Source organism: Variovorax sp. LjRoot130 (assembly GCF_964253755.1).
Classification (GTDB): domain Bacteria; phylum Pseudomonadota; class Gammaproteobacteria; order Burkholderiales; family Burkholderiaceae_C; genus Variovorax.
Genome location: NZ_CAXURM020000002.1, coordinates 546,838 through 562,283, shown reverse-complemented (window position 1 = coordinate 562,283; position 15,446 = coordinate 546,838). Strand labels below are relative to the sequence as shown.

15 protein-coding genes are annotated in these 15,446 nt (G+C 67.5%); 10 read left to right on the top strand and 5 right to left on the bottom strand.

Annotated elements, in window-relative coordinates; translation table 11 throughout:
* Position 1 precedes the first annotated feature (1 nt).
* The 5 genes from ACSQ86_RS32400 to ACSQ86_RS32380 are packed head-to-tail and all read right to left on the bottom strand — an operon-like array spanning position 2 to position 4,704.
* Positions 2–451: a MaoC family dehydratase N-terminal domain-containing protein gene (locus ACSQ86_RS32400; protein ID WP_436307087.1), complete on the bottom strand. Its 450-nt coding sequence runs from the start codon at positions 449–451 to the stop codon at positions 2–4.
* A gap of 9 nt (positions 452–460) precedes the next feature.
* Positions 461–1,642: a lipid-transfer protein gene (locus ACSQ86_RS32395; RefSeq protein WP_436307088.1), complete on the bottom strand. Its 1,182-nt coding sequence runs from the start codon at positions 1,640–1,642 to the stop codon at positions 461–463.
* A gap of 8 nt (positions 1,643–1,650) precedes the next feature.
* Positions 1,651–2,580: a 3-keto-5-aminohexanoate cleavage protein gene (locus tag ACSQ86_RS32390; protein ID WP_436307089.1), complete on the bottom strand. Its 930-nt coding sequence runs from the start codon at positions 2,578–2,580 to the stop codon at positions 1,651–1,653.
* A complete protein-coding gene (locus ACSQ86_RS32385) occupies positions 2,573–3,487 on the bottom strand; it encodes an SDR family oxidoreductase (protein WP_436307090.1) in 915 nt (304 codons plus the stop codon). The genes ACSQ86_RS32390 and ACSQ86_RS32385 overlap by 8 nt, the downstream gene beginning before the upstream one ends.
* 5 nt (positions 3,488–3,492) lie before the next feature.
* On the bottom strand, positions 3,493–4,704 hold the full coding sequence (locus ACSQ86_RS32380; protein ID WP_436307091.1) for an acyl-CoA dehydrogenase family protein: 1,212 nt from the start codon (positions 4,702–4,704) through the stop codon (positions 3,493–3,495).
* Positions 4,705–4,900: 196 nt separating this feature from the next.
* On the opposite strand from ACSQ86_RS32380, the gene ACSQ86_RS32375 reads away from it, so the two are divergent.
* The 10 genes from ACSQ86_RS32375 to ACSQ86_RS32330 all read left to right on the top strand — a co-directional run bounded on the left by ACSQ86_RS32375 (position 4,901) and on the right by ACSQ86_RS32330 (position 15,444).
* A complete protein-coding gene (locus ACSQ86_RS32375) occupies positions 4,901–6,385 on the top strand; it encodes an acetyl-CoA carboxylase biotin carboxylase subunit (RefSeq protein WP_436307092.1) in 1,485 nt (494 codons plus the stop codon).
* On the top strand, positions 6,385–6,891 hold the full coding sequence (locus tag ACSQ86_RS32370) for a biotin/lipoyl-containing protein (protein ID WP_436307093.1): 507 nt from the start codon (positions 6,385–6,387) through the stop codon (positions 6,889–6,891). Before ACSQ86_RS32375 ends, ACSQ86_RS32370 begins: the two co-directional genes overlap by 1 nt.
* Positions 6,888–8,495 (top strand): acyl-CoA carboxylase subunit beta, encoded by a 1,608-nt coding sequence (locus ACSQ86_RS32365; RefSeq protein ID WP_436307094.1) that lies wholly within the window; start codon positions 6,888–6,890, stop codon positions 8,493–8,495. Before ACSQ86_RS32370 ends, ACSQ86_RS32365 begins: the two co-directional genes overlap by 4 nt.
* Before the next feature lie 5 nt (positions 8,496–8,500).
* Positions 8,501–9,295: an enoyl-CoA hydratase/isomerase family protein gene (locus ACSQ86_RS32360; RefSeq protein ID WP_436310493.1), complete on the top strand. Its 795-nt coding sequence runs from the start codon at positions 8,501–8,503 to the stop codon at positions 9,293–9,295.
* Positions 9,296–9,316: 21 nt separating this feature from the next.
* Positions 9,317–9,769 (top strand): MaoC family dehydratase, encoded by a 453-nt coding sequence (locus tag ACSQ86_RS32355; RefSeq protein ID WP_436307096.1) that lies wholly within the window; start codon positions 9,317–9,319, stop codon positions 9,767–9,769.
* Positions 9,766–10,644: an HpcH/HpaI aldolase/citrate lyase family protein gene (locus ACSQ86_RS32350; RefSeq protein ID WP_436307097.1), complete on the top strand. Its 879-nt coding sequence runs from the start codon at positions 9,766–9,768 to the stop codon at positions 10,642–10,644. The genes ACSQ86_RS32355 and ACSQ86_RS32350 overlap by 4 nt, the downstream gene beginning before the upstream one ends.
* Positions 10,645–10,706: 62 nt before the next feature.
* Positions 10,707–11,462 carry a TetR/AcrR family transcriptional regulator gene (locus tag ACSQ86_RS32345; protein ID WP_436307098.1) on the top strand — a complete coding sequence of 252 codons (756 nt, stop codon included), beginning with the start codon at positions 10,707–10,709 and terminating at the stop codon, positions 11,460–11,462.
* 234 nt (positions 11,463–11,696) lie between these two features.
* A complete protein-coding gene (locus tag ACSQ86_RS32340) occupies positions 11,697–12,509 on the top strand; it encodes an ABC transporter ATP-binding protein (protein WP_436307099.1) in 813 nt (270 codons plus the stop codon).
* A 65-nt stretch (positions 12,510–12,574) separates the two neighbouring features.
* Positions 12,575–14,557, top strand: a complete 1,983-nt coding sequence (locus ACSQ86_RS32335; protein WP_436310492.1) for an AMP-dependent synthetase/ligase — start codon at positions 12,575–12,577, stop codon at positions 14,555–14,557.
* Positions 14,557–15,444, top strand: a complete 888-nt coding sequence (locus tag ACSQ86_RS32330) for a branched-chain amino acid ABC transporter permease (RefSeq protein ID WP_436307101.1) — start codon at positions 14,557–14,559, stop codon at positions 15,442–15,444. Before ACSQ86_RS32335 ends, ACSQ86_RS32330 begins: the two co-directional genes overlap by 1 nt.
* Positions 15,445–15,446 lie beyond the last annotated feature (2 nt).

The window sequence follows — 15,446 nt, the reverse complement described above, 5'->3', positions numbered from 1 at the left end:
GTCATTTGCCCTTCGCGTAGGCAGGATCACGGTAGATCACGGTCGAGGACAGCGTGGCGATGCGCGCATCGCTCTGGTTGCGGACCTCGGTCTTCTTGAAGATGAACTGCAGCGCCCCGCCCTTCTTCTCCTGGATGTCCTCGATGGAGGCGTCGAAGCTCAGCACATCGCCCGCGAAAGCCGGCGCGTGGTAGTCGAAGCGCTGCTGCCCGTGCAGGATGTGCAGCAGGTTGACGCCCAGGCCCTTCAGCCAGTCGAGCGGATCGGGGTCGTCGATCATTTCCAGGCAGAACAGGTAGGTGGGCGGCACTTGCAGCGCCTGTCCCGCGTCCTTGGCCGCGAACGCCTTGTCCTTGTCGCCAATGACATTGAGAAAGAAGCGCAGTTGCCCGGCCTCCACCGTGCGCGTCACGCGCCGCAGCGAGCGGCCGATGTGTGTGCGATCCAGCATGCGCGACTCCTAGGCCTGGCCGTACATGGTGACCACGGCAGCGCCACCGAGGCCCAGGTTGTGCTGCAGCGCGAAGCGCGCGCGCTCCACCTGCGTGCCTTCGGCCGTGCCGCGCAACTGGCGCGTCAGCTCGTAGCACTGCGCCAGGCCCGTGGCGCCCAGCGGATGGCCCTTGGACAGCAGGCCGCCCGATGGGTTGACGACCACGTCGCCGCCATAGGTGTTGCGCGCCTCGTCGACGAATCGGGCTCCCTCGCCGACCGGGCAGAAGCCCAGCGCCTCGTAGCTGAGCAGCTCGTTCTGCGCGAAGCAGTCGTGCAGCTCGCAGACGTCGACGTCTTTCGGGCCGATGCCGGCTTCGGCGTAGACCTTGGCGGCGGCATCCTCGCTGAGATGGAAGCCGACGAGGTCGATCATCGAGCGCGAGTCGAAGCTGTTCGCGCGGTCCGTCGTCATCGCCTGGCCGAGGATCTGTACGCGCGGCGTCAGCCCCTTGCGCGCCGCGAATTCCTTCGAGACCAGAATGGCCGCAGCCCCGCCGCAGGTCGGCGGGCAGGCCATGAGCCGGGTCAGCACCCCCTCCCACAGCACGGGCGAGGCCAGCACCTCCTCGGGCGTGACCTCCTTTCGGAAGAGCGCGAGCGGATTGCGCCCCGCATGGCGGCTGGCCTTGGCGCGAATCTTCGCGAAGGTCTCGAGCTTCGTGCCGTATTTCGCCATGTGCTCGCGGCCGGCACCGCCGAAGTAGCGCAGCGCCAACGGCAGCTTCACGCCGTCCGTCAGGCTGTCGCACAGCGCATCGAAATTCTCGAAGGCGTTGGGGCGGTCCTGCCAGTGCATGGCCAGGGCGCCGGGCTGCATCTGCTCGAAGCCGACGGCGATCGCGCAATCCACCGCGCCGCCGGCCACCGCCTGGCGGGCCAGGAACAGCGCCGTCGAACCAGTCGAGCAGTTGTTGTTGACGTTGACGACCGGAATGCCGCTCATGCCGACCTCGTACAGCGCACGCTGGCCGCTGGTCGAGTCGCCGTACACGTAGCCGGCATAGGCCTGCTGCACATCGTCGTATTGCAGCCCCGCATCGGCGAGGGCCTGGCGTGCTGCCTGCGCACCCATCTCGTGGTACGGCAGGCTGTCGCCCGGCTTCTTGAACGGGATCATGCCGACCCCTGCGACCAGTACTTGCTTCATCTCAGTCCTCAAAAAGAAACCTTGTCCGCGCCCTTGAGCGCGAGGATCGCGCGCGCCTCGTCCGGCGTCGCGACCTCGAGGCCCAGGCCTTCGACGATGGCGCGCGCCTGGCGCACCTGCTGCGCGTTGGACTCGGCGAGCCGCCCCTTGCCGGCCCACAGCGAGTCCTCCAGGCCAACGCGCACGTTGCCGCCTTGCGCCGCGCCCATCGCCACCAGCGGCATCTGGCTGCGACCGGCGCCGAGCACCGACCAGCGGTAGTTGTCGCCGAACAGCCGGTCGGCCGTACGCTTCATGTGCTGCACGTCCTCGGGATGCGCACCGATGCCGCCCAGCAGCCCGAACACGGTCTGGATGAACAGCGGCGCCTGCACCAGCCCTTCCTGCCAGAAGTGGTGCAGGTTGTAGAGATGGCTGGTGTCGTAGCACTCGAACTCGTAGCGCGTGCCGGTCTCGTTGAGCGTGCGCAGCGCGTAGCCGATGTCCTTGAAGGAGTTGCGGAACACCAGGTCGCGCGAGTTCTCCAGCATCTCCGGCTCCCAGGCGTACTTGAAGTCCTTGAAGCGCTTGAGCATCGGAAACAGGCCGAAATTCATCGAGCCCATGTTCAGGCTCGCTACCTCGGGTTTCCAGACGGCGGCCGGGCGGATGCGCTCCTCCACCGACATGAAGGGCGAGCCGCCGGTCGTGAGGTTGACCACGACGTCGGAGCGGCGCTTGATCTCGCGCAGGAAGGGCTCGAAGGCTTCGGGCGATTGGTCTGGCCGGCCGTCGGCGGGGTTGCGCGCATGCAGGTGCACGATGGCCGCTCCAGCCTCGGCGGCGCCGATGGCGGCCTCGGCGATCTCCTCGGCCGTAACCGGCAGGTGCGGTGACATCGAGGGCGTGTGGATCGAGCCCGTGACGGCACAGGTGATGATGACTTTGCGCTCAGGCATGGAGGCTTCCTTCGGATGGAGGCGATTCGCCGAAGTGGTCGGGGCGACCGGCGGTCCAGAGTTCGCCCCACAGGCGCCCGCCTCCGTCGACGGTCATGACTTCGCCGGTCATGAAGCTGGCAGCCGGACTCGCGAGGAACACGGCCGACTCGGCGATCTCGCGCAGGCTGCCCGGTCGGCGCAGCGGATTGGCGCGATGGAATTCGCGGCGCGCCTCGGGCGGATAGACCTCCAGCCCTTCGCTGGCCGTCAGCCCCGGCGCGAGGCAGTTGACGCGCACGCCCAGCGGCGCCCATTCGACGGCCACCGTGCGCGTGGCGCCGATCACACCGGCACGCGCCGCGATCGAATGCGCGATACCCGGGATGCCGCGCTCGACGACGGCCACCACGTTGACGATCGCGCCGGGCGCCGCGGCGTCGCGCCAGTGGCGCGCGGCCGCCTGCATCATGTGCCAGGTACCGTTGAGGTTGGTGTCGATCACCGCGTTCCAACCCTTGGCCGAGAAGTCGATCGCCGGCTGCGGGTACTGTCCGCCGGCGTTGTTGACCACCGCCGTCAAGGTGCCGCACTCCGAGGCAATGCGCTTGAACAGCGCCTCCACCTGCTGCGGGTCGCGTACATTGGCCGCGATGGGCAGCATGCGCGCACCCTTCTCCTTCGCGAAGGCGGTCACCTGGTCGAGCTTTTCCTGCGTGCGCCCGCAGACGATCACCTGCGCGCCGAGCCGCGCGAACAGCAGCGCGATGGCGCGGCCGATGCCGCTGCCGCCGCCCGACACGAGCACGCTGCGGCCCTCGAACAGGCTCGCGTGATAGACCGTCGGCTCTGCCCAGAGCGATTCAGCCATCGATGCCGCGATCGAGTTCGCGCTTGAAGCCGACGGCGTGGAGATGCTCGCGCTCATGGCCGTCACCCGCGCAGCAGTTCGCCGCTGATGATCAGCTTGCGCACTTCGGTCGTACCGGCGCCGATCTCCAGCAGCTTGATTGACCTATAGAGCCGATTGATCTCGGATTCCCAGATGTAGCCATAGCCGCCATGCACCTGCACGGCTTCGTCGAGCACCGCATTCATGGTGTTGGCGGCGAACATGACGGAGGCGGCCGTCAGCTTGTGAATCTCGCCGCGGCCCGCGTCGCCACCGTGCAGCGCACTGACCGCCCGCAGGGTTTGGTAGGTGAACAGCCGCATGGCCTCCACCCCGACGTACATCTTCGCCAGCTTGTCCTGGATCATCTGGAAGTTGCCGATCGACTGGCCGAACTGCTGGCGCGTGCGCGCGTACTCGATGCTCAGCTCCAGCGCGCGCTCGGCGATGCCCAGGCACAGCGGCGCGATCATGGCGCGCTCGAGGTCAAGCCCGCTCATCACCACCTTGACGCCGGTGTTCTCCTCGCCGATGCGGTTGACGGCCGGCACGCGGCAGTTGTCGAACACCAGCTCGCCGGTCTGGCTGCCGCGAAAGCCCATCTTTTCGAGCTTCTGCGCCACGCGGAAGCCCGGCGCGTCCTTGTCGACCAGGAAGGCCGAGATGCCGCGCGAGCCCAGCGACTTGTCGGTCTTGGCATACACCAACAGCACGTCGGCGACCGGCCCGTTGGTGATGAAGATCTTCGTGCCGTTGAGCACGTAGTCGTCGCCGTCGCGCACCGCCGTCGTGCGCATCGAGCCCAGCGCGTCGGAGCCCGCGCCCGGCTCGGTCAGCCCGAGGGCACCGACCCGCTGGCCGCTGCACATGCCGGGCACGTAGCGCGCCTTCTGCTGCTCGTCGGCGTTGCGCAGCACGTTGTGCAGGCACAGGTTCTCGTGCGCCACCCAGCTCAGGGCCAGCGCGTGGTTCCAGCGCGCAAAGGCCTGCAGGACGAGGCCGCTCGTGAACAGACTCAGCCCGGCACCACCCAGCGCTTCCGGCGCGGTGATGCCGAAGTAGCCGTTGGCACCGATCTTCACGAACGCCTCGGCCGGCCACCATTCCTCGTCGTCCATGCGCTGTGCCAGCGGGTAGAGCTCGGCCTTGGCGAAGCGGTCGGCCTGCGACAACATTTCCACCTCGTCGTCGGACAGGCCACTGAAGACCTGTGCGATCGGGCGTTGGGCTTCGGACAAAACACTCTCGGACATCGGTACTCCAGACGGTCGGCGGCCGAAGACGGCGCCTTGTTCACAAGCTTCCACTGTGAAGCATTAATTGAGTCAGCCTCATAAAGTTACCACCACAAGCGCTATCTTCGACTGGGGAAAACCATCATGGGATTAAATGAGTTGAACTCAATAATGGAAATCCGACGGGCCGAAGGCTCGCAAATATGGAGTGCAAGTGCAAAAAGACTGGCCGTTTGATTCGGTACTGATCGCCAACCGGGGCGAGATCGCGCTTCGCATCGTTCGCAGCGTGCAGCGGCTGGGACTCAAGGCGGTGGTGGTCCACCACGCCGTCGATGCCTCGTCGCTCGCGGTGCGCCACGCCGATGCGGCGGTCGAGATCCACGGCAGCACGCCGGTGGCCGCCTACCTCGACGGGGCGCAGATCATCGAGGCTGCCAGGCAGTCGGGGGCCGGCGCCGTCCACCCCGGCTACGGCTTCCTGTCGGAGAACGCCGGCTTCGCGCGCGCCTGCCAGGCGGCCGGACTGGTGTTCGTTGGGCCCGCGCCCGAAGTCATCGAAGTGATGGGCGACAAGGTCACGGCCCGCGCCTTCGTCGCGCGCAGCGGCTTCCCGGTCGCGCCCTCGGCCATCGAGGACGACGACCCGGCCAGCTTCGTCGAACGTGCCCGCGCGGTGGGCTTTCCACTGCTCATCAAGCCGGCGGCCGGCGGCGGCGGCAAGGGCATGCGCATCGTGCGCGACCCGAAGCTGCTGGCGCCGGAAATCGAACGCGCGCGCAGCGAAGGCCAGCGCTACTTCGGCGACGGCCGCCTGTACGTCGAGCGCTTCGTCGAGAACCCGCGCCACATCGAGGTCCAGGTCCTCGGCGATAGCCACGGCAATGTGCTCCACCTCTTCGAGCGCGAATGTTCGGTCCAGCGGCGCTTCCAGAAGATCGTGGAGGAGACGCCCTCCCCGGCATTGACGCCCGAACTGCGCCGCGACATCTGCGCGACGGCGGCCGGCATCGCGCGCAGCGCCAAGTACAGCAACGCGGGCACCGTGGAGTTCATCTACGGTGACGGCGTCTTCTACTTCCTCGAGATGAACACGCGGCTGCAGGTCGAGCATCCGGTGACCGAAGAACTCCTGGGCATCGACCTGGTCGAACAGCAACTCCGCGTGGCGGCCGGAGAGCGGCTGGGCTTCGGGCAGGACGACCTGCGGCCCCAAGGCCACGCAATCGAATTCCGCGTCTATGCCGAAGACCCCGCCGCCGGCTACCTGCCGACCACCGGCCCGATCCTTGCGCTGCACGAGCCCGAGGGGCGTGGTGTGCGCATCGACGCCGGCATCGCGGCCGGGCAGGACGTCACAGCCGCCTTCGACCCGATGCTGGCCAAGCTGATCGTCTCCGGCCCGACGCGCGAGGCGGCGATCGAACGCGCGCAGCAGGCCTTGCGGGACTATGTGCTGCTCGGCTGCAAGACCAACATCGGCTTTCTGCGGCGGCTGCTGTCGCACCCCGCGTTCGTAGCCGGCGAGATCCACACCGGCTTTCTCGATGCGCACCCGGAAGTCGCCGCCGAGCCCGCGCTCGACACGGCGACGCTGCACAAGCTGCTGGCCGTCGCGGCGCTGGCTTCGCGGCCCGTGCGCGACGCGGCCGATGCCGTGCCCACCTTGCATGCCGCCATCGGCGCCTGGAGGAATTGATGGCCCATGCATTCCACCTGCTCGGCACCGACCATGAAATCTGGTTGGCCCGCGCGGGCACCACCTACCGGCTGCACGTCGGCGATGCGAGTCTGGCCGTGGCCATGTCGCCGCGCGGCGACCATGCGCACGAACTGATCTTGCACGACGACAGCCACCGGGTGTTCGTCGCACGGCGCGGCGACGACGTCCACATCCACCTCGACGGCGACACCTACCTGCTGCGCTACTCGCACAGCCTGGCGCGCTTCGCCGATCAGACGGTCGACGAAGGCGAGGCCGTCGCGCGCGCGCCGATGCCCGGCTCGGTGATCTCCGTTGCCGTACAGCAAGGCGAAGTCGTGCAGCGCGGACAGGCACTGCTCGTGATCGAGAGCATGAAGATGGAAACGACGATCAACGCCAGTTGCGATGGCGTCGTCCAGGCCCTGCACGTCGGCCTGGGCCAGACCTTTGAACGTGACGCTCCGCTGGTGACACTGGAGCGAGGAACAGCAGCGCCATGAAACGCATCGACTCTGCACTCAACACGCGCTCTGCCGACTTCCAGGCCAACCGCCAACACAACCTGGCGCTGGTGGAAGGCCTGCGGCAGCAACAGGCCAGCGTGCGCCACGTCCGCCCGGAGCGTGACATGGAGCGCCTGGCCCGGCAGAGCAAACTCTTTGTGCGCGAGCGGCTGCAGCAGTTGCTCGACCCCGGAACGCCCTTCCTGGAACTCTCCACCCTCGCCGCCAACGCGGACTACGACGGCGAGGTGCCGGGCGCCGGCGTGGTCACCGGCATCGGCATCGTCAGCGGGCGCGAGGTGATGGTGAACGCATCGGACGCCAGCGTCAAAGGCGGCGCCTGGTACCCGCTGTCGGTCAAGAAGATCGTGCGCGCCACCGACATCGCGGTCGAGAACCGGCTGCCGATGGTCCACCTGTGCGACAGCGCCGGAGGCTTCCTGCCGCTGCAGGCCGACCTCTTCCCGGACCGCCACAACGCCGGGCGCATCTTCCGCAACCAATCCATCCTCTCGAAGATGGGCGTGCCGCAGGTCTCCATCGTGCTGGGCCATTGCACGGCCGGCGGCGCCTACGTGCCGGCGCTGTCGGACTACAGCGTCATCGTGCGCGGCAACGGCGCCATCTTCCTCGGCGGCCCGCCGCTGGTGAAGGCGGCCACGGGCGAAGAAGTCAGCGCCGACGAGCTAGGCGGCTGCGACGTGCACACCCGGATCTCGGGGACCGCTGACTATCCGGCCAGCAACGAGTTCGAAGCGATCGCCATCGCGCGCGACGTGGTCGCGCAGTGGAAGCGTCCGGTCAAGGCCGACGTGCAATGGCAGGAGCCCGAGGCGCCCCTCTACGACCCGCAGGAGCTCTACGGCATCATCCCGCGCGACATCAAGGTGCAGTTCGACATGCGCGAGATCCTCGCGCGCATGGTCGACGGCAGCCGCTTCCACGAGTACCAGCCGGCCTACGCGCCCACGCTGCTGTGCGGCTTCGCGAACCTGTGGGGCTACAAGGTCGGCATCCTGGCCAACAACGGCGTGCTGTTCAACGAGAGCGCGCAGAAGGGCACGCACTTCATCGAGCTGTGCAATCAGAACCGCACGCCGCTGATCTTCCTGCAGAACATCACGGGCTTCATGGTCGGGCGCGACTACGAGCGCCGCGGCATCACGAAGGACGGCGCCAAGATGATCATGGCGGTGGCGGGCTCCGAGGTGCCCAAGTTCACCGTGATCTGCAACGGCTCCTTCGGCGCCGGCAACTACGGCATGTCGGGCCGCGCCTTCGATCCGCGCTTCCTGTTCATGTGGCCACAGAGCCAGATCTCGGTGATGGGCGCCGAGCAAGCGGCCAACGTGCTGGCCGACGTGAAGTTGCGGCAGCTGGCTCGCACGGGCGCGAACCTGAGCCTCGAGGAAGTCGCGGCCATCCGCGACCCGGTGCTGGAGGACTACCGCCGCCAGTCGAGCGCGCTCTATTCCACCTCGAAGATCTGGGACGACGGCATCCTCGACCCGGTCGACACGCGCAACGCACTGGGCATCGCGATCTCGGCGGCGCTGAACCAACCGATCGCGCCGCCCAGCTACGGCGTGTTCCGCATTTGAGGCCGATGGTGTCCGAAGACGACGCGCCAGTCCATGCCGCACAGCCCGAAACCGGCGTGGCGGTGCTGACGCTGCGCCGCAAAGCAGGGCCGAACGTCATCGACGGCGCCTTCTGCGAACGGCTGAGCAGCGCCTGCGAGAGCTTCTCCAGGGACGATACGCTGCATGCGGTGCTGCTTCGCGCCGAAGGGCCGGCCTTTTGCGTCGGCGCGGACATCGGCCAGATGCAAGCCCGCCTGGACGACCTCCCCGCCTACCTCGGCGAGTTGATCGACCAGGCGCATGCGGCGGTGCTGGCGCTCAGCGGCCTGCCGGTGCCGGTCATCGCTTGCGTACACGCCGTGGCCGCCGGCGGCGGCTTCTCGCTGGCGCTCGCTTGCGACAGCGTGATCGCGTTGCGCTCGGCGCGCTTCGTCGTCGCCTATCCGCAGCTCGGCGCCACGCCGGACACCGGTTTCACGCATTCGCTCGCGGCGCGGGTCGGTCCGCACCGCGCGCTGGAGATCTGCCTTTCGCCGGCACCCCTGGGGGCCGAGCTGGCGCATCGGCTTGGCATCGTCAGCGAACTGGTCGACGAAGGGGGGCTCGATGATGCAGGCCTGGCGGCCGCCCGGCGCCTGGCCGCGCTGCCGCGTCTGGCGGTGGCCGGCGCGAAGGCCCTGCTCCAGGCCAGCGCACTGCCGGCCCTTGAGGAACGCCTGCGGCGCGAAAAGGAATGGTTCCTCCGCTGCGCTCGCACAGAGGCGCTGCGCGAGCGCGTGCGGGCCTTTTCGCAGCGCACCACCGGCGCCGCACATTGAACATTTTCAAGGAGCAAGACGATGGCAGGCCACTGGTTCGAGGAGTTCAGCGTCGGACAGGCGTTCGCGCACGAGATACGCCGCACCGTCACCGAAGCGGACAACATGTGGTTCAGCAACGCGACCTGCAATCCGGCCGCGATCCACATCGACGCCGAATACTGCAAGGGCACCGAGTTCGGCCACCCCTTGGTCAACAGCATCTTCACGCTCGGACTGGTGATCGGCCTGTCGGTGCAGGAGACGACGCTGGGCACGACGGTGGCGAACCTCGGCATGACCGACACGCGCTTTCCCTTTCCGGTATTTGCCGGCGACACGATCCGCTCGCGCACCACGGTGAAGGATCTGCGCGAGAGCAAGTCGCGCCCGAACGCCGGTATAGCGACCTTCCTGCATCAAGGCTTCAACCAGCGCAACGAAGAGGTCTGCACCTGCACGCGGCAGGCACTGATGCTCAAGAGGTCGAGATGAGCGGTTTCAAGCTCCGCTCGATGCTGTTTGTCCCGGCGGACAGCGAACGCAAGCTCGCCAAGTCAATGGAGAGCGCGGCAGACGTGCTGATCCTCGACCTCGAGGATTCGGTCGCGGATTCGCGCAAGTCCCGCGCGCGCGGCGCCGCGGCTTCCTTTGTCGGCGCCCAGGCGACCACACTGGCCTCGCGGCTCTTCGTGCGCATCAACCCGCTCGACACGGCGCTGGCGATGGATGACCTGGCAGCGGTTGTCACCCGGGGCCTGGCCGGCATCCTGCTGCCCAAGATCCGCAGCGCCGCGGACATCATCCACCTCGGCCATTGCTTGGATGCGCTGGAGGCGCGCGCCGGCATCGCGCCGGGCACCATTCGCATCGTGCCGGCCGCAACCGAGACGCCGCAGGCGATGCTCGGCATGCAGTCATTCAGTACACCCCTGCCCCGACTGGCCGGCCTGACCTGGGGCGCCGAGGACCTCTCGACGGCCATCGGCGCGGTCTCCAACCGCGAGGAAGACGGCGCGTATTCGCCGCTGTACACGCTGGCCAACTCGCTGTGCCTGTGCGCCGCGGCCGCCGCTGGCGTGCCGGCGATCGATACGCTGCACGCCGACTTCCGCGATGTCGCAGGCCTGGAGGCTGTCTGCCGGGTGTCGCGTCGACGCGGCTTCCGCGGGCGCATCGCGATCCATCCCGACCAGGTGGCGACGATCAACGCGGCCTACTCACCAACCGAAGCCGAACTGGCGCATGCGCGCAGCATCGTCGACGCCTTCGCCGCGCAGCCGGAGGCCGGCACGCTCAGCATCGACGGGCAGATGGTGGACAAGCCCCATCTCACGCAGGCACTGCAGACGCTGGGGCTCGCGGCATGAACGCCCGGCCCGCGCCGCATAGTAAGCTCCGTGCGAAGACAACAGGCGCAATCCCGCACCCCATGAAGATCAGCACAAAGCGACCGCGCAGCAAGAGCGAAAAGGCCGACAAGCGCGCCACGGACAGCGCGCTCGCCCCGCTGTCGGAGCGGCGCCAGCGCCGCGCCAACGAAATCCTCGCTGCCGCGCGCGAGGTGTTCCTGGAAAAAGGTTTCCAGGGAACAGCCGTCAGCGAGATCGCGAGCCGCGTCGGCATCGTTGAAGGCCTGGTGTTCAGTTACTTCCCGACCAAGCGCGACCTGCTCCATGAAGTGCTGCGCGAGCTCTATGAGCCGCTGATCAAGGATGTCGACGAGGGCTACGAGCGGCTCCAGGGCCTGCGGGCGCGCCTGCGCTTCATCATCTGGCGCCACGTGCGCGTCTATGTCGAAACGCCCGGCCTCGCCAAGCTGGTGCTGCACGAGGTGCGTACCGGTCCCGAATACACGAGCTCGGGGCTGCACGCGCTGCACGTGCGCTACACGCAGTACGTCAGGCTTGCGCTCGAGGATGCGGCCCGGGAAGGCGAGATCGACGGCTCCGTCGACGTCGAATGCGTGCGCTCGATGCTCTACGGCGGGCTGGAGCACCTGATGTGGCCGGTGCTATTCGGCACGCAGCGCGCCAATGTGGACCTCATCGCCGACCGCTATACCGATCTCATGCTGCGGGGCCTCCAACCCGCGCAGGAGCGCCGCAAGGACGATGTGGAGTCGCGACTCGCGCGACTCGAGGCACTGGTCACAACAACCAAGGCCACGCAGCGAAAATCTTCCTGACCCTCTTCTGAATTCCACTCAAAGGCCGCCGGCGACATCGCCCGCGGCCTTTCTCATTGGAGATCCTCCCAGGCAAACTAAGTGTTTGCACCTAAGGCTCATTCATGTTTTTGACTTAGACTCAAATTATCGCGAGCCGAAACCGGCCGATGGCTGTTGAAAGTCTTCGAAGCTAAAACGAGCTCGACTCAAACAATCGCGCCCTGACACGGCGGATACTGGAACGGAGACAGCGTGAGCGCAACGGAATCCGGGAGCCCTGTGGTCCTCGAATGCGAGGGCATCGAACGCTCGTTTGGCGGCCTGAAGGCGCTCAAGGGCGTGAGCTTCGCCGTTCGCCAGGGCGAGATCTTCGGGCTCGTGGGCCCGAACGGCAGCGGCAAGACGACCATGATCAACGTCGTTACCGGCTTCTACCCGCCGCAGGCAGGCCGCGTGCACCTCTTCGGCCAGGACATCACCGGCATGCGGCCCTACCGCATCGCGCAGCAGGCCGTGGCGCGCACCTTCCAGAACCTCGCACTCTTTCGCGGCATGAGCGTGCTCGACAACATCCTGCTCGGTCGCCACGTCCACATGCGCCCGAGCGCGCTGGCCTCGCTGTGCTACTGGGTCTGGGCGGCGCGCGAGGAAACGGCGCACCGCCGCGTCGTCGAGGAGATCATCGATTTCATGCAGTTGCAGGACATCCGCGACGAACCGATCGAGTCGATCCCGCCGGGCCTGCAGAAGAGCGTTGAACTGGCGCGCGCCCTCGCCTCGGAGCCGAAGTTCCTGATCCTCGATGAGCCGATGGCCGGCATGAACCAGGAGGAGAAGGAATACCTCGCGCGCTACATCCTCGATGCGCGCGACGAGCGTGGCATTTCCATCCTGCTGATCGAGCACCACATGGACGTGGTCACCTCGCTGTGCGACCAGGTGCTGGTCCTCAGCTACGGCGAGGCCATCGCGCAGGGACCGGCCCGCGAGGCGATCTCGTCGCCGGCCGTGGTCGAAGCCTATCTGGGCCATCGAGCAGCGCAGCGCGCGGGGGCGATCGCATGAGTGTCACCCGAACGAGCGAAGGCGCTCGCCTCCGCTTTCAGGAGGGGGCAGGGGCAGCAGACGAAGTGGCGCAGTCTGGCGCAGAAGGCCGTGCAACCGAACTGCGCACGCGCCTCGTTGCCGCCAGCGAACGCTGGCAAGGCGGCAGCGAAGGCGAACCCGCATCGCTGATCGCGGCCATGGCGCGCAACGTGCTCGCGTATCCAGCGCGCGTCGCGGTGCGCGAGCGCGATCGCGGCATCTGGGTCGAACACGACTGGGCGGCGATCCTCGGCGACGTGATCGCCCTGGCCGCCGGACTCCAGGAAGCCGGCGTGCGGCCCGGCCACGCGGTGATGGTGATCGGCGACAACCGTCTGCGACTGTACGAGGCGATGCTCGCCACCATGGCGCTGTGCGCCTTCCCCGCCCCCATCTATCCCGACGTGCCGCCGTCGGAGCTCAAGCACTACAGCCAGTTGGGCCACCCGGAGGTGGCCATCGTCGAAGACCAGGAGCAGGTCGACAAGCTGCTGGAGCTGCGCAAGCACAGCGACGGCCAGCCGCGCACCATCGTCTACCACGACCCGCGCGGTCTCAAGGCTTGCAACGAGCCGGGGCTTGTCTCGCTGGAGGCGCTGCTCGAGCGTGGACGCGCACGGCTGGGCCGCGAGCCGGCGCTCATCGACGCACTGATGATGCAGGCGACGGCGCGGGACACGGCCGTGCTGCTTCATTCCTCGGGCACCACGGGCATGCCCAAGGGCATTCCGCTGAGTCAGGCGAACATCATCGGCGGAGTACGCAACGCGGCCGCCGCGGGCTACTTCCAGCTGCACGAGGAGCACTACGCCTACCTGCCGATGGCCTGGGTCGGCGACTTCGTCTTCACGCTCGGCGCGGGGCTGGTGCTGGCCTTCACGATCAACATTCCCGAGCGCCAGGAGACGGTGCTGCACGATCTGCGCGAGGTGGCGCCCACGATGTATCTTGCGGCGCCGCGCGCCTGGGACCACATGCTCACGCGCGTGCAGGTCGGCATGGCCGAGTCGACGCGCTTCAAGCGCTTTCTTTACGAGTGGTTCATGGGCCGCGCCATCGAGGTCGAGCGACGGCGCCTGGACGGGCACGCGCCGAACATTGGCGAACGCTTCGTGCGGCAGCTCGGCGAATGGCTGGTCTTCGCGCCGATCCGGGACATCCTGGGCCTCTCGCGCGCGCGGCGCGCCTACACGGGGGGCGAGGCGCTCGGCGAAGACACCTTCCTGACCTTTCGCGCACTGGGCATCAACCTGCGCCAGTTCTACGGACAGACCGAAACAGCGGCGCTCACGGCCGCCCAGGGCGATGGCGATGTCAAGCTGCACACCGTCGGCCGGCCGATGCCCAACGTCGAGGTGCGCATCGACGAGCGCGGCGAGATCCTGGTCCGATCGGCGTCGGTGTTCGACGGTTACTACGAGAACCCCGACGCTACGGCCGAGGCATTGCACGAAGGCTGGCTCTCAACGGGCGACACCGGCTACTTCGAGCCTGACGGGCAACTGATCGTACTGGGCCGCGTCAGCGAAGTCATGCATACCGCGGGCGGCGAGCGCTTCGTTCCGAACTACATCGAGAACCGGCTCAAGTTCAGCCCCTACATCCGCAATGCGGCCGTGATCGGTGCGGGCCGCGAGCGCCTCGGCGCGCTGGTATGCATCGACTTCGAGGCGGTGGGCCACTGGGCCGAAGAACGCGCCCTGCCCTACACCTCCTATGCGGATCTTTCGCAACGCCCGGAGGTGGTGGCGCTGATCGCAGGCGTGTTCGAGCGCGTCAACCGCGTGCTCAAGCCGGAGCTGGCCCTGCGCCGCTTCGTCAACCTGCCCAAGGACTTCGATGCCGACGACGGCGAGATCACGCGCACCCGCAAGCTGCGCCGCGGCACGGTCGAGGAGCGCTATGCGGTGGTGATCGAGGCACTGTACGGCGCTGCCGAGACGGTCGATTTCGACACCGCCATCACCTACGAAAGCGGCCAGACCAGCGCGATGCGCCGCACCTTGCAACTCAAGAGGGTCGACTGATGGACATCCTGCTGTATGCGGAACTCACGATCAATGGCGCCCTGGTGGGCCTGATGTACGCGCTCGTGGCGCTGGGCATCGTGCTGGTCTACAAGGCCTCGGGCTATGCCAACCTGGCGCAGGGGGCCTTCGCGATGGCGGGCGGCTACGCCTGCCTGCTGATCACGACGGCACTCGGGCTGCCGGTCTGGGCCGCAGCCCTGCTGTCGCTGGTGGTGCTGTTCTTGGCGGGCATGCTGGTCGAGCGCCTTCTGCTGCGTCGCATGATCGGTCAGCCCGTGGTGATGGTCATCATGCTCACGCTCGGTCTCGAGATCCTGTTGCGCGGACTGGTTCCTGGGTTGCTGGGCTCCTCTGTGAAGCGGCTGGATCTGGGCATCCCGCAAGCGCCGGTGCTGCTGGGCGACATCCTGGTCAACCGCGCCTATCTCGCGGGCGGCCTGATCGCCCTGGTGCTGATCGTTGGCGCGATGGCCTTCTTCAACTCGCCGCTGGGCGTGCGCATGCGTGCCGTGTCGGACGACAAGATAGCGGCCTGGTCGGTCGGCATCCGGGTCGAGCACGTGATCGCGGTCGCCTGGGGGCTGGCGGGCGTGTCCGCCGGGGCCGCGGGCATCCTCTGGGGCTCGGTGCAGGGCGTCGACTGGACACTGTCGCTACTGCTGCTCAAGGCGCTCGCGATCGCGATCCTCGGCGGACTCGACAGCGTGCCGGGCGTGCTGGTCGCCGGCCTCGTGATTGGCATCGCGGAGAGCGTCGCGGCCGGCGTGCTGGACCCGCTCCTGGGCGGCGGCACACGCGACATCGTCGCCTCGGTCTTCATTCTGCTGACGGTGCTGGTGCGGCCGCACGGCCTGTTCGGCAGCGAGCACATCGAACGGGTCTGACA